The organism is Mycobacterium sp. OAE908 (assembly GCF_017872775.1).
GTDB lineage: Bacteria > Actinomycetota > Actinomycetes > Mycobacteriales > Mycobacteriaceae > Mycobacterium.
In genome coordinates, this window is the sequence record NZ_JAGGJL010000001.1 from 4,365,230 (window position 1) to 4,385,737 (window position 20,508).

Consider the following 20,508-nt stretch of genomic DNA (forward strand, 5'->3'; position numbering starts at 1 on the left):
CCATCCACATGAACATCTGTTCATCTAGACAGGTGACGTGGCGCGGGCATAGGGTCGACCCATGACCGTCGTCGATCAGCCGGAAGCGACCGTTTCGAGGAGATTCGACCGCACCGACTGGACGACGATCGCCGCGATGGGCGGCGTGATCGTGGCGCTGCACCTCTTCGGCTGGGGAGTGCTTGTGCTCGGGGTGGCACCGCAGCACATCACGCTCGGCTCGGCGGGCGTGTTCGGTGTCGGTCTCGGTGTGACCGCCTACCTCCTCGGGGTGCGGCACGCGTTCGACGCCGACCACATCGCCGTGATCGACAACACCACCCGCAAGCTTGTCGGCGAGCGCACCCGCTCGCTGTCGGCCGGATTCTGGTTCTCACTCGGCCATTCCAGTGTGGTGTTCGGGCTGGCGTTCCTGCTGGCCATCGGTGTGCGTGCGATCGTCGAGCCCGTGCAGGACCAGGGTTCGCCGATGCTTCAGACGCTGGGATTGGTGGGTTCGCTTGTCGCAGGCACCTTCCTGATCCTGATCGGGCTGTCGAACCTGTTCGCCGCGGTCGGCATCGCCAAGGTCTTTCGCCGGATGCGCAGCGGCGACTTCGATGAGGCCGAACTCGAGCGGCAACTCGAGAACCGCGGTTTCCTCGCGCGAGTGTTCAGCCGGGTCATGCGCCGGGTGAGCAAGCCGTGGCACCTCTACCCGGTCGGGCTGCTGATGGGGCTCGGCTTCGACACCGCCACCCAGGTCGCTCTGCTGGTGCTGGCGGCGGGAACAGCAGCGTTCACGCTGCCCTGGTACGCCATTCTGGTGCTGCCTGTGCTGTTCGCCGCGGGGATGAGCCTGTTCGACGCGCTCGACGGCATCCTGATGTCACGTGCCTACGGATGGGCGTTCCTACAGCCGATCCGCAAGGTGTACTACAACCTGACCGTGACGGTGCTGTCGGTGGTCGTCGCCATGGTCATCGGGGTCATCGTGCTGTCGGGACTCGTGGCCGATCGTCTCGGCATCGAGTCGGGGCCATTGGCCGCGATCGGATCGGCGAACCTGGAGTTCGTCGGCTTCCTGATCGTCGGGCTGTTCATCGCGGCCTGGTTGATCGCGCTGGCGGTCTGGCGCTTCGGGCATGTCGAGAGGCGCTGGGCCCCAACGCTCGACGCCCCCTAGTGCCGCTTCGACGGCGGCCACGGCGGCTCGCCGCACAGCGCCAGTAGTGCGTTCTCGACCACTTCGGGCAGCGCGGGATGAATCCAGTACTGGCCGCGCGCCATCTCCTGCGCGGGCAGATCGAAGGACATCGCCTGGATCAGCGGCTGAATCAACGACGACGCCTGGTGACCCATGATGTGTGCACCGAGAATCAGCCCGCTGTCGTCGTCGACGATGAGCTTCGCGATGCCGGTGGTGTCTTCCATCGCCCAGCCGTAGGCGACGTCGGCGAAGTCCTGGACCTTGACTCTGATGTTGAAACCCTTTGCCCGGGCCTGGTTTTCGGTCAGGCCGACGCTGGCGATCTGCGGGTCGGTGAACACCGCCGATGGCACGTGCCGGTGACTGGCCGGCATCAATGCTTCGGTGTCGTCCCAGTCCTGCAGCAGGTTGTGCTTGACGACGCGGGCTTCGTGGTTGGCGACGTGTTTGAGCTGATAGTCCGATGACACGTCGCCGAGCGCGAAAACGCCACGCGCCGAGGTGCGTTGGTATTGGTCGACGACGACCTGGCCGCCGGCGGTGACCTTGATGCCTGCCTGCTCAGCGTCAAGTAGGTCGCCGTTGGGCACTCGGCCCGTCGCGACCAGCAAGGTGTCGCCACGGAGCTTCGTTCCGTCCGTGCACCGGATTTCGACTCCGTCGCCGACGGCACGCGCATCGGCCAATTCGTGGTGGCTGCGGACTTCCCACTTCTTGCTGGCGATGTCGGTGAACCGCATGGTGATCTCGTCGTCGTGGCCGCGCAGCAGCGTGCTACCCCGGATCAACAGGGTGACTCGGCTGCCGAGCGACGAAAAGATATGGGCGAACTCGCATGCCACGAACCCGCCGCCGATGATGATCAAGTGCTCGGGTACGTCGGCGATGCGCATGATGGTGTCGCTGGTGTGATACGGCACGCCGCATTCGGTCACGGCCTCGGGTGCGACTGCGCGGGAACCGGCCGCGATCACCACCTGGTCGGCGGTGAACTCGTCGCCCTCATCGGTGCGCAGTCGGTACCGGCCGTCGGCAAGCGGTGGCCGAAATCGCGTATGGCTGGCGAACACCTCCACGTTCGGAGAGGACCGCCGATAGTTCTCACCACCCATGGCGATCGGATCGATGCGGCCGAACACCCGGGAGACGATGTCGCTCCACCGCACGCCGTCGACGTGGGCGTCGACCCCGTATTGCGCTGACTCACGTGCATTTTGGGCGACATCGGCGGCGTAGACGAACATCTTGGTCGGGATGCAGCCGACGTTGAGACAGGTGCCACCGAACACGCCCTGCTCGCAGATCGCCACCCGCCTGTCGGCGTAGCGCTCGTCGAGAATCGAGTTGCCGGAGCCGGTACCGATGACCGCGATGTCGAAATGGCTCATGTGCTCACCCTCGCTCGGATTTAGTTGTCGCATCTGAGGTTTCGGCCAGATACCAGTCCAGCCACTGGTCCACGGCCCGATACGCCGCCTGCCGCGGCTGGGGCAGTGACAGGAACACGTCGTGCTTGGCGTCGACGATCGGCACGATCGTCGAGCGATTGCCGATGCAGCCCGCCCACCGGGCGATCTGCTTGACGTCGAGCACCGCGTCACCGCGCTGGATCAACTCAACCTTGGCGGGGTCGGTCACCTCACGGACACTGCGGTCGGAGCGCAGGATCAGGTTGGGCACCCCGACGTCGAGCCCGCGGTGCAGCTTGGTCTGCGCACGGCGAACCGCGTGCAGCCAGCCGAACGTCACGGGGAAGCCGCCGATCGGCTTCCAGGTGAGGTTGTAGTCGAACTCGCCGCCGTATTCCTTGTGCAGCGTCGCGCCGTATCCGCCCTCTGTGGGCGAGCGCAGCACGCGCTTCTTGCTGATGCGCGACATCGCGCCGATCGCCGCCCGTGTCGGGGCGGTGCGCAGAATCGCCGGGCCCTGCAGATCCAGCCACGGGCTGTTGAGCACAAGGCCCCTGATGCGCCGCCGTGCCGTCTCGCCGCGGCGCCGCACCCGGTCCAGCCACAGCGCCACGATCAGCGCTCCGGTGGAATGCGCGCAGACCAGAACATCGGCTGACGGCGCATCAGCGGCGATGGCGTCCAGCGCCCGCTCGAGCTCGGCGTCATAGCGGGCCAGATCGGTGGTGAAGTGCGGCGTCTGGCCCTCGCGCCAGGATCGCCCACATTTGTGCTGATCCAGGGCGTAGACGGCGAAGCCGCGGCCCGCGAAATGGTCGGCCTGTTCGGTGTTGAAGAAGTAGTCGGTGAAGCCGTGCACCAGCAGCACCGCGCGGTTGGCTGACGGCTCGGCCTCGCCGCGGCGCACCAGCGTGGCGGCCAACTCGCCCTCGCCGTCGGGGTCCGGGCCGAGGTCGAAGGTCTGCTGCCAATAGCCAGGCAGCACGTCGGGCTCCCATCCAGGCACAACAGCCACCTTAATGGCGCACGTCGACCGACCCGGCCCCATGAGTAACCAACCCCGGCGGGATAGCCTGAACAGCGATGACCGACCCGAGGACCGCAGAGGCCGACGTCGTGTTGGTGGGCGCCGGCATCATGAGCGCCACACTCGGCGTCCTGCTGCGGCAGGTGGAACCGAACTGGTCGATCACGTTGGTCGAACGTCTCGACGGCGCGGGCGCTGAAAGCAGCTACGCGTGGCACAACGCGGGAACCGGCCACGCAGGCCTCTGCGAACTGAACTACACGCCGCAGCGGCCCGACGGCTCGATCGAGACCAGCAAGGCGATTCAGGTCAACGAGCAGTTCCAGGTCACGCGGCAATTCTGGGCGTACGCGGTCGACAACGGGCTGCTGCCCGACGTGCGAACGTTCCTGAACCCGATCCCGCACGTCAGCTTCGTGCGCGGTGCGGGGGCCGTCGGCTACCTGAAACGCCGCCACGACGCGCTGGTCGGCAATCCGTTGTTCGCATCGATGGAATTCATCGACGACACAGACGAATTCGCCAGGCGGCTGCCGCTGATGGCCGCGGGCCGTGACCTTCGCGAACCGATTGCGCTTGCCTGGGCGCAAGACGGGACGGATGTCGACTTCGGGGCACTGTCGCGACAGTTGATCGGCCACGCGGCCAAACGCGGCATGACCACCCTGTTCGGTCACGAGGTCCGCGCTCTCAGCCGGCGATCCGGCGGCGGCTGGACGTTGTCCGTCATCAACCGACGAACGGGCAGCAAGCGAAAGCTCAACGCCAAGTTCGTGTTTGTCGGCGCCGGAGGCGGGACGGTGCCGCTGCTGCAGAAGGCGGGCGAGGCCAAGGGGTTCGGCGGGTTTCCGGTTGGCGGCGCGTTCCTGCGCGCGAACCGGCCCGATCTGGCCACCGCGCACCGGGCCAAGGTGTACGGCCAGCCGCCGCCGGGTGCGCCCCCGATGGCGGGTTCGCACCTGGACACCCGGGTGATCAACGGCAAGCCGTGGCTGGTGTTCGGTCCTTTCGGGAGTTGGTCGCCCAAATTCTTGAAACAGGGCCGCCTGACCGATCTGCCGTTCTCGGTGAATCCGAACAATGTGTCAGCGATCCTCAAGGTCGGTGCCACTCAGGCGGGTTTCGTGAGATATCTGATCGGCCAGCTACTGCAGTCCGACGCTGAAAGGATGCAGACGTTGCGCGAATTCGCGCCTGGCGCAGTCGATTCCGATTGGCACCTTGCCGCTGCGGGGCAGCGGGTGCAGGTGATCCGGCCCGTCAAGGGCAAAGGCGGGGTGTTGGACTTCGGCACGACGGTGCTGTCGTCGGCCGACGGCACCATCGCCGGTCTGTTGGGAGCCTCGCCGGGAGCCTCGACCGCGGTGCCTGCGATGCTCGACGTCATGGCACGCTGTTTCGCCGATCGCTACCCGGCATGGTTGCCCAAGCTCAAAGAGATGGTGCCTTCGCTTGGCACTGAACTGTCGAACGAACCGGCGTTGTTCGAGGAGGTCTGGTCGTGGGGGACGAAGGTGCTCAAGTTGGATAAACCCGTCATGACGGCGGCGGGCGAATGACTGTCGCGTTACGCCGCAGCTGGGCCAAGGATCTCGACGCCGCGACGCTGTACGAGCTGCTCAAGTTGCGGGTCGAGGTGTTCGTTGTCGAACAGGCGACCCCGTACCCGGAACTCGACGGCCGCGACCTGGATGCCGAAACCCGGCACTTCTGGCTGGAAGGCCCCGACGGCGAAGTCATCTCGACGCTGCGGTTGATGGAGGAACACCCCGGCGGGCAGAAGGGTTTCCGGATCGGCCGGGTCTGCACCAAACGCAGCGCCCGCGGACATGGCCACACCAACCGGCTGCTGCAGGCGGCACTGGCCGAGGTCGGTGACTACCCCTGCCGCATCAATTCGCAGACCTACCTTGCCGAGATGTACGGCAGACATGGATTCGTGCGTGACGGCGACGAATTCCTCGACGACGGCATCCCGCACGTGCCGATGATCAAGGTCGGAGCCGGGCAGCCGTGACACCGAGCTATCCGTTCAGCGCGATCGTCGGCCACGACCGACTGCGGTTGGCCCTGCTGTTGTGCGCGGTGCGGCCCGAGATCGGCGGTGTGCTGATCCGCGGCGAGAAGGGCACGGCGAAATCGACGGCGGTGCGGGCGTTGGCGCATGTGCTGGCCGACATCGACGGTGCGTCGTTGGTCGAATTGCCGATCGGCGCAACCGAAGACCGGGTGGTCGGCTCTCTGGACCTGCAGAAGGTGCTGCGCGACGGCGAGCACGCGTTCCAGCCGGGCCTGTTGGCCCGCGCACACGGCGGCGTGCTGTACGTCGACGAGGTCAACCTGCTGCACGATCACTTGGTCGACGTGATCCTCGACGCCGCCGCGATGGGCCGCGTCCACGTCGAGCGTGACGGCGTTTCGCACAGCCACGAGGCGCGCTTCGTGTTGATCGGCACGATGAATCCCGAAGAGGGCGAACTGCGTCCGCAGCTACTCGATCGGTTCGGGCTCACCGTGGACGTGCACGCCTCGCGCGACGTCGAGGTGCGCGCCGACGTGATCAGGCAACGGATGGCGTTCGAGGCCGATCCCGCGGCGTTCGCCGAGCGCTACGCGGCCGCGGATGCCGAGCTGGCGCGCCGGGTTGCGGCCGCCCGATCGGTTGTTGGCGCGGTTGTGTTGCCGGACAACGAGTTACGGCGCATCGCAGCGCTGTGCGCCGCTTTCGATGTCGACGGGATGCGCGCCGATCTGGTGGTCGCTCGCACCGCCGTCGCGCACGCGGCATGGCGAGGCGCGGACGTAGTGACCGAAGACGACATCCGAGTGGCCGCGGAACTCGCTCTGCCGCATCGGCGTCGGCGCGACCCATTCGACGATCCGGGGCTGGACCAGGATCAGTTGGACGAGGCGATGGCGCAGGCGGGTGAGTCTGCGGACGACCCGGAGCCCGAACCCGACCCCGATTCGCCGGGCGGTGGTTCGGAGACCGGGTCGGGTTCGGAAAATTCTATGCCGCAACGTAATTCAAGCGCGCAGTCGCGCCCGAATGCGGCGCCGTCTGCGGTGTTCCGGACGCGTGCGCTGGTGGTGCCCGGCGTCGGCGAGGGAGCGCCTGGCCGCCGGTCACGGGCGCGCAACCGCACGGGCAAGGCGATCTCGCCGACCGACGACCGCCAAGCGGGCCACGGTGTGCACGTGTTCGGCACGCTACTGGCCGCCGCGGGCCGACAGCGCCGCCCCGGCAGGCCTCGCCCGCAGCCCGATGACGTCCGCCGCGCGATCAGGGAAGGCCGCGAGGGCAACCTCGTCATTTTCGTCGTCGACGCCTCGGGATCGATGGCAGCGCGGGACCGGATGTCTGCCGTCGGTGGGGCGACATTGTCGCTGTTGCGCGATGCGTATCAGCGCCGCGACAAGGTGGCAGTGATCACGTTCCGGCAGCAGGACGCCCAGGTGTTGTTGCCGCCCACGTCGTCGGTGCACATCGCGAGCAGGCGGCTGGCCCGGTTCGACACCGGCGGGAAAACGCCGTTGGCGCAGGGCTTGTTGGCCGCCCGCGATGTGGTGGTGCGGGAGAAGGCGCGCGACAGGGCGCGGCGCAGCCTCGTCGTCGTGCTGACCGATGGGCGCGCCACCGGCGGTCCGGATCCGCTGGGCCGGGCGCGGACAGCTGCCCGGCTGCTCGTGGCCGAAGGTGCGGCCGCGGTTGTCGTGGATTGTGAAACCTCGTACGTCCGTTTGGGTTTGGCTGAGCAACTGGCAGGCCATCTCGGCGCTCCTGCTGTGCGGTTGGCACAGCTACGCGCGGACGCTCTCACCGACGTCGTGCGCACGGCGGCATAAGGAGACGCGAAAATGCCTCAGGGCCAACCGCTCACCGTTCCAGAAGACGGCCTGACGACACGCGCCCGGCGCAACGCGCCGCTGCTGGCCGTGCACACCGGCGCAGGCAAGGGCAAGTCGACCGCGGCCTTCGGGATGGCGCTGCGGGCATGGAACCAGGGGTTCGCCGTCGCGGTGTTCCAGTTCGTCAAGAGCGCGAAGTGGAAGGTGGGCGAGGAAGCCGCATTTCGTGAACTGGGCCGGGTGCACGACGAGCACGGTGTCGGCGGGCCCGTCGAGTGGCACAAGATGGGGTCGGGCTGGTCGTGGTCGCGCAAGCACGGTAGTGAGGTCGACCATGCGGCGGCCGCCGCCGACGGCTGGGCCGAGATTTCGCGCAGGCTGGCCGAAGAACGGCACGACTTCTATGTGCTCGACGAGTTCACCTATCCGCTGAAGTGGGGCTGGGTCGACATCGATGAGGTGATCGCGACCCTGGCGTCGCGGCCCGGCACTCAGCATGTGGTGATCACCGGCCGCGATGCCCCCCAGCAGTTGCTTGACGCGGCCGATCTGGTGACGGAGATGACCAAGGTCAAGCACCCGATGGACGCAGGCCGCAAGGGCCAGAAGGGCATCGAGTGGTGACACTCGATCCGCGCGAGCGACCGCAAAATGACAACTTTTGCGGCGCGTCGGCGTACAAACACGGCCGCTCGCGGGGGTTGGGGTGAGCGTTCCCGGCGTCGTCATAGCCGCGCCGGCGTCGGGCAGCGGAAAGACCACCGTCGCAACGGGTTTGATGGGTGCGCTGCGGCAGGCCGGTAAACGAGTGGCGCCGTTCAAGGTCGGCCCCGACTTCATCGACCCGGGCTACCACGCACTCGCGTCGGCGCGCCCCGGCCGCAATCTCGACCCCGTGCTGGTGGGGGAGCAGCTGATCGGCCCGCTGTACCGGCATGGCAGCGCAGGTGCCGACATCGCCGTCGTCGAGGGTGTGATGGGCCTGTTCGACGGGCGCATCACCGACGACACCGCAGGAACCGCACAGGGATCCACGGCCCATGTCGCGGCGCTGCTCGGCGCGCCCGTCATCCTGGTCGTCGACGCCCGCGGCCAAAGCCACAGCATTGCCGCTCTGCTGCATGGCTTTTCGACGTTCGACCAATCGGTACGCCTCGCGGGAGTGATCCTCAACCGGGTCGGCTCACCCCGGCACGAAGAGGTGTTGCGGCAGGCATGCGAGCACACCGGCGTGCCGGTGCTCGGGGCGATTCCGCGCGCCGACGAACTGTCCGTGCCGTCGCGGCACCTCGGCCTTGTCACCGCTGTCGAACACGGCGAACGCGCACGCGCAGCCGTCGACGCGATGATCGAACTGGTGGGCCGCCACGTCGACCTGGCAGCCGTCGCTGCGGCTGCGGCAAGCCGGGTCACCGTCGAGCCGTGGAGTCCCGCCGTCGCCGGGCCGGCCGCCCACGGCATCACGGTCGCGCTTGCGGCAGGCAAGGCGTTCACCTTCGGCTACACCGAACACGGCGAACTCCTGCGCGCCGCGGGCGCCGAGGTCGTCGAATTCGACCCGTTGACCGACCCGCTGCCAGCGGGCACGGCAGCGTTGGTGCTGCCCGGTGGCTTCCCCGAGCAATTCGGCGCCGAACTGTCAACCAACGATGTTGTGCGTCAACAGATCCATGAGCTGGCCGCGGCAGGCGCCCCGATACACGCCGAATGCGCGGGCCTGACGTATCTGGTCGACGAGCTCGACGGGTCTCCGATGTGCGGGGTGCTGTCCGGTTCGGCGCAGTTCAGCGACCGGCTCACGCTCGGTTACCGGGAGGCCGTCGCGGTGGCCAACAGCCCGCTGCACACCATCGGTGATCGCACCATGGGACACGAATTCCACCGCACCACAGTCACATTCGCCCACAGCTACCAACCCGCGTGGATGTTCGCAGGTCGTGTGCAAGACGGCGCCGTCGACGGTGGCGTGCACGCGTCGTATCTGCACACCCACCCGGCTGCGCATCCACACGCGATATCCCGCTTCGTGGCCGTAGCGGCCGCAACCTCTAAGCTCGCCGGGTGACCGATAACGCCTACCTCGTCGGCCTTCGCCTGACCGGCAAGAAGGTCGTCGTCGTCGGCGGCGGCACCGTCGCGCAGCGTCGCCTGCCGCTGCTGATCGCCAACGGGGCCGACGTGCACGTCATCACGCGCAGCGCCACCCCGGCGGTCGAAGGAATGCCCGGAATCACCTTGACGCTCAGGGAGTTCCGCGCCGGTGACCTCGAGGGCGCCTGGTATGCGATCGCGGCCACCGACGACCCGGACGTCAACGCCGCGGTCGTCGCCGAAGCTGAGCGCCTGCACATCTTCTGCGTGCGCGCCGACGTGGCGCGCGAGGGCACCGCCGTCACCCCCGCCTCATTCGAGTACGAAGGGCTGTCGGTCGGCGTGCTCGCCGGCGGCGAACACCGCCGCTCGGCGGCCATCCGGTCCGCCATCCATGAGGCGTTGCAGCAGGGGCTGATCACGGCCGACACGCCGGGCGTCGTGCACGGCGGTGTCGCGCTGGTGGGTGGCGGACCTGGAGATCCGGAGCTGATCACCGTGCGCGGCAGGCGGTTGCTCGCGCACGCCGACGTCGTCGTGGCAGACCGGCTGGCGCCGCAGGAGCTGCTGGCCGAGCTACCGCCGCACGTCGAGGTGATCGACGCGGCCAAGATCCCGTATGGCCGCGCGATGGCCCAGGACGCGATCAACGAAGTGCTCATCGACCGGGCCAAGGCGGGCAAGTTCGTCGTCCGACTCAAGGGCGGCGATCCATTCGTATTCGCACGCGGCTACGAAGAGGTGATCGCGTGTGCGGATGCTGGGATCCCCGTCACAGTTGTGCCGGGTGTGACCAGTGCCATAGCAGTTCCTGCGCTCGCGGGCGTTCCCGTCACCCACCGGCACGTCACGCACGAGTTTGTGGTGGTCAGCGGCCATATAGCGCCCGACCATCCCGAATCGTTAGTGAATTGGAATGCGCTGGCCAAGCTTTCGGGCACGATCGTGTTGCTGATGGCCGTCGAGCGCATCGAGTTGTTCGCCAAGGCGTTGCTCGAAGGCGGCAGACCTGCGGATACGCCGGTGATCGTCGTTCAGCACGGCTCGACGACCGCCCAGCGAACTTTGCGTGCCACGCTTTCTGACGCCCCGGAGCGCATTCGAGAGGAGGGCATCAGGCCTCCCGCGATCATCGTGATCGGCCCTGTGGCGGCATTCGGCGGTTAAAGGATTCTTAAGATTACTGTAAGGTAACCTGCTATGACCGCTCTCAATGACGCAGAGCGCGCTGCCATCCAGCGCGACGCCGAAGGTAGGGCTAACAGGTCTTCTCCTATGCATATGGAACACACACCACTGGAGCAAACAGGCAGGTATCCGGCTTGGCTGCCGTCGCGGCGGTTCGTGGCCGCGGTCATCGCGATCGGCGGGATGCAGTTGCTCGCCACGATGGACAGCACCGTAGCTATCGTCGCGCTTCCTAAGATTCAGAACGAGCTGAGCCTGTCCGACGCGGGCCGTAGCTGGGTGATCACGGCCTATGTGCTGACCTTCGGCGGGCTGATGCTGCTGGGCGGTCGCCTCGGCGACACGATCGGCCGCAAGCGCACCTTCATCGCAGGCGTCGCGCTGTTCACCATCGCCTCGATCCTGTGCGGTCTGGCGTGGAACGAGACCACGCTGGTCACCGCCCGGCTGCTGCAGGGTGTCGGCGCGGCGATCGCGTCACCGACCGCGCTGGCGCTGATCGCGACCACGTTCCCGAAGGGGCCGGCACGCAACGCGGCTACCGCGATCTTCGCCGCGATGACCGGCGTCGGCTCGGTGATGGGCCTGATCGTCGGTGGCGCGCTGACCGAGGTGTCCTGGCGGTGGGCGTTCTTGATCAACATCCCGATCGGGCTGCTGATGATCCAGCTGGCCCGCACGACGCTGCGGGAGACGCACCGCGAGCGGCTGAAGCTGGACGCGACGGGCGCGATCCTGGCGACGCTGGCCTGCACCTTCGGAGTGTTCGGCTTTTCGATGGGTCCCGAGCACGGCTGGCTCAAGCCCCTGACGATCGGCTCGGGCGTGGCCGCGCTGGGCTTCTTCATTGCATTCCTGATCGTCGAGCGCACTGCGGACAACCCCGTCGTGCCGTTCGAGTTGTTCAAGGACCGCAACCGGGTGGCGACGTTCGCGGCCGTCTTCCTGGCAGGCGGCGTGATGTTCACGCTGACCGTGCTGATCGGCCTGTACGTGCAGGACATCATGGGCTACAGCGCTTTACGCGCAGGCGTCGGCTTCATCCCGTTCGTGATCGCGCTCGGCATCGGCCTCGGGCTGTCGTCGCATCTGGTGTCGCTGTTCCCGCCGCGGGTGCTTGTCATCGCCGGTGGGATTCTCGTGCTGGGCGCGATGATCTACGGCTCGACGCTCAACGGCGGCATCCCATACTTCCCGAACCTGGTGCTGCCGATCACCATCGGCGGCTTCGGCATCGGCATGATCGTCGTCCCGCTGACGGTGTCGGCCATCGCCGGGGTCGGCTTCGACCAGATCGGTCCGGTATCCGCGATCGCGCTGATGTTGCAGAACCTCGGCGGGCCGGTCGTGCTGGCCGTCATCCAGGCCGTCATCACGTCGCGCACGCTGTATCTGGGCGGCACCACCGGGCCGGTGAAGAACATGGACACCTCTCAGCTGCACGCGCTCGACCAGGGCTACACCTACGGCCTGCTGTGGGTCGCGGCGGTCGCGGTCATCGTCGGCGCCGTTGCGCTGTTCATCGGCTACACCTCCGAGCAGGTGGCGCATGCGCAGGAAGTCAAGGACGCGATCGATTCCGGAGAGCTTTAGCTCCATCGATTTGACTCTCGGTAGTCTGGCAAGACATGTCTGCCGGGGAGTCAACTGAGCGCTCCACCGCACCGCTGTCTTCCTCGGTGCTCGGCATCGCGATCATCGCGATCACCGGCATGCAGCTCATGTCGACGCTGGACGGCACCATCGTCATCGTCGCGCTGCCCCGGATGCAGGCCGACCTCGACCTTTCCGACGTCACCAAGGCCTGGATCATCACCGCCTATGTGCTGACGTTCGGGGGGCTGCTGCTGCTGGGTGGCCGCGTCGGTGACGCGATCGGGCACAAGCGGGCCTTTTTGTCCGGTGTCGGTGTGTTCACGATCGCGTCGTTGGTGTGCGGTCTGGCCAACGACGGCATCACGCTGATCGTCGCCAGGGCGGTGCAGGGCACCGGCGCAGCAGTGGCAGCGCCGACGGGTCTGGCGCTGATCGCCACGACGTACGCGGTCGGGCAGGCGCGTAACCAGGCGATGGCCGTGTCGGCCGCAATGCAGGGCATCGGGTCGGTCCTGGGTCTGGTGCTCGGCGGCCTGCTGACCGTCATCTCGTGGCGACTGGCGTTCTTGATCAACGTGCCGATCGGCATCGTCATCATCGTCATCGCCGTGTACCGGATCAGCGAAACCCACCACGAGCGCCTCAAACTCGACATCACCGGTGCGCTGCTGGCCACCCTCGGGTGCGCATCCGCGGTCCTGGTCTTCACCCAGGGACCGCCGCGCGCCTGGGTCGACCCGTGGGTGATCGGCGCAGCGATCGCGACCGTCGTGTTCTTCGCCGCGTTCTTCGTCGTCGAGCGCACCGCCGAGCACCCGATCGTGCCGTTCTCGGTGTTCGACAACCGCAATCGCGTGATGACGTTCATCTCGCTGTTCCTCGCGGGCGGCGTGATGCTGACGGCGACGGTGATCATCGGCCTGTATGTGCAGGACGTGATGGGGTATTCGGCGCTGCGGGCAGGCATCTGCTTCATCCCGTTCGCGCTCGCGATGGGAACGGGAAACGTGATCGCCGCCCGCATCGCCCTGTACGTCGCCCCGCGCTGGCTGATCATCGGGTTCGGCGCGTTGGTGTTCGGCGCCATGCTCTACGGGTCCACCCTGAATCGGCACATCCCGTACTTTCCCGACCTCGTGGTCCCACTTGTGGTGGGGGGCTTGGGAATTGGGGTCCTTTCCGTCGTTCTGCCGCTCTGCGCGATCGCCGAGGCAGGCCCGAACGAGATCGGTCCGGTTTCAGCGATCACGTTGATGGTGCAGAACCTCGGCGGCCCGGTGGTGCTGGTGGTGATCCAGGCGGTGCTGACCTCTCGCACGCTGTTCTTGGGTGGCACAACCGGGCCGGTCAAGGACATGACGTCGAGCCAACTCGACGCGCTGGACCATGGCTACACCTACTCGCTGCTGTGGGTCGCGGGCATCGCGGTTCTGGTCGGCATCGCCGCCTTCTGGATCGGCTACTCCGCGCGCCAGATCGCCAGCGCGCAGCACACCCGCGAAGCCGTCGAGGCGGGCGAGCTCTAGATACGCTGTCGCGGTGCATGACGACGCGCGACCGACGCGACAGCAGATCTCCGACGCCGTCGATCCCTCAGGCTGGGCGCTGATCCTCGGCGCGATCTATGCGGAGATACCGGTGGCCACGCTGGCCGACGCGGCCGAGGCGGCCTCACTTGCGGTTGCGTCGGTCGGCGCCGACGGGCACGGCCATCTGACGGTCGACATCCGCGCGGACCGGGCGGTGCTGCGACTGCAGTCAGCCGAGGTCGCCGCGGTCACCGGGCGCGACGTCAGGTTGGCGCGCGACGTCTCGCAAACGCTGACAGCGCAGGGATTTGAACCGCGGCCGGGTGCCGTGCAGGCGCTCGAAATCGCGATCGACGCCATCGACATCCCGCTGGTGCGGCCGTTCTGGAAAGCGATCACCGGCTACGCCGACGAACCGGGCTCCGAGCTCAACGCCGCGCTGATCGATCCCGCGGGCCGCGCCCCCGCGATCTGGTTTCAGCAGATGGATGCGCCTCGGCCTCAACGCAATCGGATTCACATTGACGTCGACGTGCCGCACGGCGTGGCCAAGGCGCGGATCGACGCGGCGATCGCGGCGGGCGGCCGTCTGCTGTCCGACGCCGAGGCGCCCGCGTTTTGGGTGCTGGCCGATCCGGAGGGCAACGAGGCGTGCATCTGCACATGGCAGGGACGGGACTGACGTGACCACACCGAAACACGAGGCGCCGGAACCGCCGGACACCCTGCGCGACCGGTTCCGCGACGCGATCGCACCGCGCACGCTGGCACTCGGTGTCGGCGTGTTGTTGCTGCAGTTCGCGTTCATCCTGTCCTACATCGGCGCCTTCCATTCGCCGTCGCCGCATCGGATTCCGGTGATCGTGGTCGCGCAGGACGGCGTGGCTGAGCAAGTCGTCGAGCAACTCAACGCGATACCGGGACAGCCGCTACAGGCCAGCGCCTCCGACGACACCAGGGTCGCGCTGCAGGCGCTGCGCGCAGGCGAGACCTCGGGGGTGTACGTGGTCAGTGCCGCGGACACCCATGACTTCGGCATCGTCGCTTCCGGCGGAGGAACGTCGGTGGCGACCGCGGTCGAGGACCTGTTCGACGCCGCCGCCAAACAGCACGACAGGACGGTGTCGATCCAGGACGCGGTGCCGCTGGATCCCGGCGATGCCCGCGGGCTGTCCGGCTTCTACCTCGTCATCGGCTGGGCCGTTGGCGGCTATCTGTTCGCGGCCATGCTCGGCGTCGCGAAGGGCTCGCGGCCTGCCACGCTGCCGCGGGCGGTGTGGCGGCTCGGCGCGACGGTGCCGTACGCGCTGGCGTCCGGTCTGGGTGGCGCGGTGATCGCAGAGCCGGTGCTCGGCGCGCTCAGCGGTCATTTCTGGTCCGTCGCGGGAATCGGCGTGCTGGTCACACTTTCGGCAGCGACGGTGACGATCGCGCTGCAGACGTTGTTCGGCGTCATCGGCATCGGGCTGACAGTGGTGATCTTCGTGATCCTCGGCAACCCCACGGCAGGCGGCGCTTACCAGGCGCCGCTGTTGCCGCCGTTCTGGCGGGCGATCAGCGGCTTTCTGCCCAACGGCGCGGGCACCGAAGCGGTCCGGCGCATCATTTACTTCGAGGCGCACGGCGTGGCGCACCCGATCATCGTGCTGACGGTGTGGATCGTCATCGGCGTGGCGCTCACGCTGGCAGCCTCGGCAACCAGGAAGCGGGCACGTCAGTAAGCTTGCCCGCTGTGATCACCCGCATGTCCGAGCTGTTCCTGCGCACCCTGCGCGACGACCCCGCCGACGCCGAGGTGCCCAGCCACAAGCTGTTGATCCGGGCCGGCTACGTCCGCCCGGTCGGGCCAGGGCTCTACAGCTGGCTTCCCCTTGGCCTGCGGGTGCTGCGCAAGATCGAGAAAGTCGTCCGCGATGAGATGAATGCCATTGGCGGACAAGAGATTCTGTTCCCCGCGCTGCTGCCCAAGGCGCCCTACGAGGTGACCAACCGCTGGACCGAGTACGGCGACGGGGTGTTCCGGCTGCAGGACCGCCGCAAGAACGACTACCTGCTCGGCCCGACGCACGAAGAGCTGTTCACGCTGACGGTCAAAGGGGAGTACAGCAGCTACAAGGATTTTCCGGTGCTGCTGTACCAAATCCAGACGAAGTACCGCGACGAGGCCAGGCCACGCGCTGGCATCCTGCGGGGCCGCGAGTTCCTGATGAAGGACTCGTATTCGTTCGACGTCGACGATAAGGGTCTCGAGGCCGTCTACCTGCGGCACCGCGACGCATACCAACGGATATTCGCCGAACTCGGCGTCCGTTACGTCATCGTGTCAGCGGTGTCCGGCGCGATGGGCGGCAGTGCATCGGAAGAGTTCCTTGCCGAAAGCGAGATCGGCGAGGACACCTTCGTGCGGTGCCTGGAATCGGGATATGCCGCCAATGTCGAGGCGGTCGTGACCGCGGTGCCGGAGCCGCTGCCGATCGAGGGGCAGCCCGAGGCCAAGGTGTACGACACGCCGGGCACGCCGACGATCGCCACGCTCGTCGAGTGGGCCAACTCCGCGCTGGACCGCGAGGTGACCGCCGCGGACACACTGAAGAACGTCGTGCTCAAGACGCGCCAGCCAGGTGGGGACTGGGAGTTGCTCGCGGTCGGTGTACCGGGCGACCGCGAGGTCGACGAGAAGCGGTTGGGGGCCGCGCTCGATCCGGCCGAGTACGCGTTGCTCGAGGATGCCGACTGGCCGAAGTACCCGTTTCTGGCAAAGGGCTATATCGGGCCAAAAGGATTGCTGGCCAACGGTGTTCGCTATCTCGTCGACCCGCGGGTGGTGGACGGGACGTCGTGGATCACCGGCGCCGACGAGCCGGGCAGGCATGTGGTGGGGCTGGTCGCGGGGCGTGACTTCGTCGCCGACGGCACGATCGAGGCCGCCGAGGTGCGCGACGGCGACCCGTCGCCCGACGGCGCAGGCCCGCTCGTCTCCGCGCGCGGCATCGAGATCGGCCATATCTTCCAGCTCGGGCGCAAGTACACCAACGCCTTCTCCGTCGACGTGCTCGGTGAGGACGGCAAGCCGGTGCGGCTGACCATGGGTTCCTACGGCATCGGCGTTTCCCGGCTGGTCGCTGTGATCGCCGAACAGCATCACGACGAGCTGGGCCTGCGGTGGCCGTCGTCGGTGTCGCCGTTCGACGCGCACCTGGTGATCGCGAACAAGGACGAGGACGCGCGTGCGGGCGCCGCAGGGCTGGCCGACGAGCTGGATCGGTTGGGCATCGAGGTGCTGCTCGACGACCGGAAGGCCTCACCCGGCGTGAAGTTCAAGGATGCCGAACTGCTCGGTGTGCCTTGGATAGTCGTGGTTGGCCGCGGCTGGGCAGACGGTGTCGTCGAGCTGCGCAACCGGTTCACCGGCGAGACGCGCGAGATCGCTGTCGACAACGCGGCGGCCGACATTGCCGCGGCCGCAAGGAGCTAACGGCTATTCGGAGCCGCCGGGGAAGGCGACCGTGATCGGCGAAATGCCAAGTACCCGGCTCCATTTCGCCGCAGTCACCGCGCACTGGCTCAGCGCGGTCACCGCGAAGGTCCTGTCCTTCTCGTCGGTCGCCTGCTCGAGAACTGCTCGCCAGGCGACCGCGGCGTCCTGTTCCATCCGCACGGCCAGGTTGGCTGCAGCGGTCGGGTTGTCGACCGCCATCGGCAGCTGATAGCCGGCGGCAGGCAGCGGCGGGTCAACCGAGCGCGGCTCGAGCAGGGCGATGGCCCCCTCACGTCGTTCCCGATGCTCGGCCATTGCGGTCGACACCAGCTCGTTGACGTCCGGCGTCGAGTGCGCTGACACCAGCCCGTACCCGTAGATCGTTGCGTGTTCGGTGGCGATCGCGTCGAACAGCGCGCCGTTGGCTGCGTCCGGCGGCCGCGTCGGTTGCGGAGAGGTCATTGCGCCGCCTTCGGCGGCACCAACGCGACGCTGTAGGCCGCGGTGCACGCCGCCGCGATCGAGCCGAGCAGACCCGCGCGATAGCCCGACTGCGTGGCCGCCAATTGCGCAGCGGCATCGGCCGACTGACGCAGCGAAGCGATCACGTCCTCGGTGGTGGGCGCCTTCGCCGGCGGGACCGTGGTCGTCGTCGGCGAGGCAGTCGGCGCTTTCTTGCCGACCATCCGCACGAGCTCGTCGGACAGCGCCTGTGCGTGTGCCGAACGCTCGTTTGCCACCGCGGTCAGTGCCTGCGCAGTCGGTGGGGGAGGCTTCGCCGCCGCTGCGTCGGAGGCCAGCTGGCTGTCGGCGCGGGCCCGGTCGAGTTGCCCGGCGAGCTCGTCGACCCCCGGCGGTGGCGGCGGCTCGCCGCACGCGGCGGCGGTGGTGACCAGTGCCAAAGCTGCCGCTGAGAACAAGATCTGTCGTCTGCTGACGGTCGGCGGCGAGCTCGGCACGTGCAACATCCTGCCATTGCGCGCGGACTGTGTATTCGCTGGACGCCGCAGCGCGTTTGGGGCTCGGCACGGGCGCCCTGGCGTATCGTTGATAGTCGGTTCCACGTTGCGCTGTGCGGAATCGTGTCAGGACAACTCAAGATGAGGAGCTCGCCGTGACGGAGCGGTCTGCGGGATTACCGTCGCAGAAACAGGTGATCGAGCTACTCGACGGCGAGTTCGCGCGCGCGGGCTATGAAATCGAAGACGTGATCATCGATACCGCCACGCGCCCGCCGCGGATCACCGTTATCGCCGACGGCGACGAACCCCTTGATCTTGACTCGATCGCCGAGCTTGCGCGCTCGGCGTCCGAAGCGCTGGATCGAATCGATACCCCGCCGTACGTGCTCGAGGTCACCTCGCCAGGCGTCGATCGCCCACTGACCACCGAGAAGCACTACCGGCGCGCCCGCGGCCGCAAGGTCGAGGTCACGCTGTCCGACGGCTCGCAGCTGACCGGCCGGCTCGGTGAAATCCGTGGCGGCACTGTGCGACTCGTGGTGCGCGAGGGCGCGAAGGCAAACTTCTCGATCCGCGAATTGCCTTTGGAAGGCATCACCAAAGCCGTTGTGCAGGTTGAGTTTTCGCCGCCAAACCAGCGTGAGCTGGAGCTGGCAGGCCAGTCTGGGGAGGAGGCTTCAGCGTGAACATCGACATGGCGGCACTTCACGCGATCGAGGCGGACAAGGGCATCTCGGTCGACGTGGTCGTCGAGACCATCAAGTCGGCGTTGCTGACCGCCTATCGCCATACCGAAGGCCACGAGGCCGACGCCCGCATCGACATCGACCGCAAGACCGGCGTCGTCAAGGTGCTCGCACGCGAGACGGACGCCGACGGCAATCTCATCCACGAATGGGACGACACCCCAGAGGGATTCGGACGTATCGCGGCGACCACCGCGCGTCAGGTGATCCTGCAGCGCCTGCGCGATGCGGAGAACGAGAAGAACTATGGCGAGTTCTCGGCGAGGGAGGGCGACATCGTCGGCGGCGTCATCCAGCGTGACGCCCGCGCCAACGCCCGCGGGCTGGTCGTCGTCCGAATGGGCAGCGAGACCAAGGGATCCGAGGGTGTCATTCCCGCCGCGGAGCAGGTTCCCGGTGAGCGCTACGAGCACGGCGACCGGTTGCGGTGCTACGTCGTCGGCGTCACCCGCGGTGCCCGCGAACCACTGATCACGTTGTCGCGCACCCACCCGAACCTGGTGCGCAAGCTGTTCTCACTGGAGGTGCCGGAGATCGCCGACGGGTCAGTCGAGATCGTCGCGGTGGCGCGTGAAGCAGGCCACCGCTCGAAGATCGCGGTCACCTCGCGGGTGCCTGGCCTCAATGCCAAGGGCGCCTGCATAGGGCCGATGGGGCAGCGGGTGCGCAACGTGATGAGCGAGTTGTCCGGCGAGAAGATCGACATCATCGACTACGACGAAGACCCCGCTCGGTTCGTCGCCAATGCGTTGTCGCCGGCCAAGGTGGTGTCGGTCAGTGTCATCGACGAGTCCGCCCGTGCGGCCAGGGTCGTGGTCCCGGATTTTCAGCTGTCGCTGGCGATCGGCAAGGAGGGCCAAAACGCCCGGCTGGCGGCCCGGTTGACCGGCTGGCGGATCGATATTCGAAGCGACGCCGCACCGCAGCCGGACTCCGGGGCGGCGCATGGGGCGGCGCGCGACCGGCAATAGTCCCCAGACCAGCACGACCGTTTGTCTTTCGTGAGCAGGCTGACGGTAGACTCAGCTGTGATCCAGCGCGAGACTTCGGCTCGGACGTTCGAAAGCGCCACCGCCCCCTCGGGTGGACCGGTTCGGACGTGCGTCGGCTGCCGGAAGCGAGAGCTGGCCGTCGAACTGCTTCGGGTAGTCGCCGTCGACGGGAATGGCGAGTACGCCGTGACCGTTGACCCAGCGAGAAAGCTGCCGGGGCGGGGTGCCTGGTTGCATCCCGACCCAGCGTGCCTAGACGCAGCAATTCGGCGGCGAGCATTCGCACGAGCGCTACGGATCACCGGTTCACCGGACACCACCGCGGTGGTTGAGCACTTCGAGCAATCGGAGCACCCGACCACCCCGGTTCAGAGAACAGGTAGCGAAGAACATGAGCACACCGTGAAGTCCCGATGACCATGCGTCATAGCTAACCCGAGGCGCGGCGCCTA

General features: G+C 67.3%; 19 protein-coding genes. 15 read left to right on the top strand and 4 right to left on the bottom strand.

Annotation, left to right across the window (positions count from 1 at the left end; translation table 11 throughout):
- Positions 1 to 61 precede the first annotated feature (61 nt).
- The gene (locus J3E61_RS21535) at positions 62 to 1,165 is read left to right on the top strand and encodes a HoxN/HupN/NixA family nickel/cobalt transporter (protein ID WP_210084912.1); all 1,104 of its coding nucleotides are present in this window, start codon (positions 62 to 64) and stop codon (positions 1,163 to 1,165) included.
- On the opposite strand, the gene mtr is transcribed toward J3E61_RS21535, so the two are convergent.
- Together mtr and J3E61_RS21545 are read right to left on the bottom strand one after the other, a co-directional pair.
- The gene (mtr, locus tag J3E61_RS21540) at positions 1,162 to 2,577 is read right to left on the bottom strand and encodes a mycothione reductase (protein ID WP_210084913.1); all 1,416 of its coding nucleotides are present in this window, start codon (positions 2,575 to 2,577) and stop codon (positions 1,162 to 1,164) included. The genes J3E61_RS21535 and mtr overlap by 4 nt on opposite strands.
- Positions 2,578 to 2,581: 4 nt before the next feature.
- A complete protein-coding gene (locus J3E61_RS21545) occupies positions 2,582 to 3,604 on the bottom strand; it encodes an alpha/beta hydrolase (protein ID WP_210084914.1) in 1,023 nt (340 codons plus the stop codon).
- 77 nt (positions 3,605 to 3,681) lie between these two features.
- On the opposite strand from J3E61_RS21545, the gene mqo reads away from it, so the two are divergent.
- From mqo to J3E61_RS21600, 11 genes are all read left to right on the top strand, one after another.
- Positions 3,682 to 5,184: a malate dehydrogenase (quinone) gene (gene mqo / locus J3E61_RS21550; RefSeq protein WP_210084915.1), complete on the top strand. Its 1,503-nt coding sequence runs from the start codon at positions 3,682 to 3,684 to the stop codon at positions 5,182 to 5,184.
- On the top strand, positions 5,181 to 5,642 hold the full coding sequence (locus J3E61_RS21555) for a GNAT family N-acetyltransferase (protein ID WP_192721029.1): 462 nt from the start codon (positions 5,181 to 5,183) through the stop codon (positions 5,640 to 5,642). The genes mqo and J3E61_RS21555 overlap by 4 nt, the downstream gene beginning before the upstream one ends.
- Positions 5,639 to 7,471, top strand: coding sequence for a magnesium chelatase subunit D family protein (locus tag J3E61_RS21560; RefSeq protein ID WP_210084916.1), 1,833 nt, complete (start codon positions 5,639 to 5,641; stop codon positions 7,469 to 7,471). Before J3E61_RS21555 ends, J3E61_RS21560 begins: the two co-directional genes overlap by 4 nt.
- A gap of 12 nt (positions 7,472 to 7,483) precedes the next feature.
- Complete coding sequence (cobO, locus tag J3E61_RS21565) at positions 7,484 to 8,098, top strand: cob(I)yrinic acid a,c-diamide adenosyltransferase (RefSeq protein ID WP_210084917.1); 615 nt, start codon at positions 7,484 to 7,486, stop codon at positions 8,096 to 8,098.
- Positions 8,099 to 8,180: 82 nt separating this feature from the next.
- Positions 8,181 to 9,539 (top strand): cobyrinate a,c-diamide synthase, encoded by a 1,359-nt coding sequence (locus J3E61_RS21570; protein ID WP_210084918.1) that lies wholly within the window; start codon positions 8,181 to 8,183, stop codon positions 9,537 to 9,539.
- The gene (gene cobA, locus J3E61_RS21575) at positions 9,536 to 10,732 is read left to right on the top strand and encodes a uroporphyrinogen-III C-methyltransferase (RefSeq protein ID WP_192721025.1); all 1,197 of its coding nucleotides are present in this window, start codon (positions 9,536 to 9,538) and stop codon (positions 10,730 to 10,732) included. The genes J3E61_RS21570 and cobA overlap by 4 nt, the downstream gene beginning before the upstream one ends.
- A 33-nt stretch (positions 10,733 to 10,765) precedes the next feature.
- Positions 10,766 to 12,346, top strand: a complete 1,581-nt coding sequence (locus J3E61_RS21580) for an MFS transporter (protein WP_210084919.1) — start codon at positions 10,766 to 10,768, stop codon at positions 12,344 to 12,346.
- 35 nt (positions 12,347 to 12,381) lie between these two features.
- Positions 12,382 to 13,875 carry an MFS transporter gene (locus J3E61_RS21585; protein ID WP_192721023.1) on the top strand — a complete coding sequence of 498 codons (1,494 nt, stop codon included), beginning with the start codon at positions 12,382 to 12,384 and terminating at the stop codon, positions 13,873 to 13,875.
- A gap of 13 nt (positions 13,876 to 13,888) precedes the next feature.
- Entirely contained in the window at positions 13,889 to 14,560 is a 672-nt protein-coding gene (locus J3E61_RS21590; protein WP_210084920.1) for a 4a-hydroxytetrahydrobiopterin dehydratase, read from the top strand.
- 1 nt (position 14,561) lies between these two features.
- Positions 14,562 to 15,599 carry an ABC transporter permease gene (locus J3E61_RS21595; protein WP_192721021.1) on the top strand — a complete coding sequence of 346 codons (1,038 nt, stop codon included), beginning with the start codon at positions 14,562 to 14,564 and terminating at the stop codon, positions 15,597 to 15,599.
- Between the two features lie 11 nt (positions 15,600 to 15,610).
- Positions 15,611 to 17,353 carry a proline--tRNA ligase gene (locus tag J3E61_RS21600; protein WP_192721020.1) on the top strand — a complete coding sequence of 581 codons (1,743 nt, stop codon included), beginning with the start codon at positions 15,611 to 15,613 and terminating at the stop codon, positions 17,351 to 17,353.
- Positions 17,354 to 17,356: 3 nt separating this feature from the next.
- On the opposite strand, the gene J3E61_RS21605 is transcribed toward J3E61_RS21600, so the two are convergent.
- Complete coding sequence (locus J3E61_RS21605) at positions 17,357 to 17,818, bottom strand: ferritin-like domain-containing protein (RefSeq protein ID WP_210084921.1); 462 nt, start codon at positions 17,816 to 17,818, stop codon at positions 17,357 to 17,359.
- Positions 17,815 to 18,324 carry a hypothetical protein gene (locus tag J3E61_RS21610; RefSeq protein WP_210084922.1) on the bottom strand — a complete coding sequence of 170 codons (510 nt, stop codon included), beginning with the start codon at positions 18,322 to 18,324 and terminating at the stop codon, positions 17,815 to 17,817. Before J3E61_RS21610 ends, J3E61_RS21605 begins: the two co-directional genes overlap by 4 nt.
- Before the next feature lie 146 nt (positions 18,325 to 18,470).
- On the opposite strand from J3E61_RS21610, the gene rimP reads away from it, so the two are divergent.
- The 3 genes from rimP to J3E61_RS21625 are packed head-to-tail and all read left to right on the top strand — an operon-like array spanning position 18,471 to position 20,473.
- Complete coding sequence (gene rimP, locus J3E61_RS21615; RefSeq protein ID WP_192721017.1) at positions 18,471 to 19,004, top strand: ribosome maturation factor RimP; 534 nt, start codon at positions 18,471 to 18,473, stop codon at positions 19,002 to 19,004.
- Complete coding sequence (gene nusA, locus J3E61_RS21620; protein ID WP_192721016.1) at positions 19,001 to 20,035, top strand: transcription termination/antitermination protein NusA; 1,035 nt, start codon at positions 19,001 to 19,003, stop codon at positions 20,033 to 20,035. Before rimP ends, nusA begins: the two co-directional genes overlap by 4 nt.
- 57 nt (positions 20,036 to 20,092) lie before the next feature.
- Positions 20,093 to 20,473, top strand: coding sequence for a YlxR family protein (locus J3E61_RS21625; protein ID WP_210084923.1), 381 nt, complete (start codon positions 20,093 to 20,095; stop codon positions 20,471 to 20,473).
- Positions 20,474 to 20,508 lie beyond the last annotated feature (35 nt).

Excerpts from the sequence above, each read along its gene's own strand:
- J3E61_RS21610 (WP_210084922.1), bottom strand. The coding sequence starts at position 18,324 with ATGTTGCACGTGCCGAGCTCGCCGCCGACCGTCAGCAGACGACAGATC.
- J3E61_RS21535 (WP_210084912.1), top strand. The coding sequence starts at position 62 with ATGACCGTCGTCGATCAGCCGGAAGCGACCGTTTCGAGGAGATTCGAC.
- cobO (WP_210084917.1), top strand. The coding sequence starts at position 7,484 with ATGCCTCAGGGCCAACCGCTCACCGTTCCAGAAGACGGCCTGACGACA.
- J3E61_RS21555 (WP_192721029.1), top strand. The coding sequence starts at position 5,181 with ATGACTGTCGCGTTACGCCGCAGCTGGGCCAAGGATCTCGACGCCGCG.
- mqo (WP_210084915.1), top strand. The coding sequence starts at position 3,682 with ATGACCGACCCGAGGACCGCAGAGGCCGACGTCGTGTTGGTGGGCGCC.
- J3E61_RS21580 (WP_210084919.1), top strand. The coding sequence starts at position 10,766 with ATGACCGCTCTCAATGACGCAGAGCGCGCTGCCATCCAGCGCGACGCC.
- J3E61_RS21585 (WP_192721023.1), top strand. The coding sequence starts at position 12,382 with ATGTCTGCCGGGGAGTCAACTGAGCGCTCCACCGCACCGCTGTCTTCC.
- mtr (WP_210084913.1), bottom strand. The coding sequence starts at position 2,577 with ATGAGCCATTTCGACATCGCGGTCATCGGTACCGGCTCCGGCAACTCG.
- J3E61_RS21605 (WP_210084921.1), bottom strand. The coding sequence starts at position 17,818 with ATGACCTCTCCGCAACCGACGCGGCCGCCGGACGCAGCCAACGGCGCG.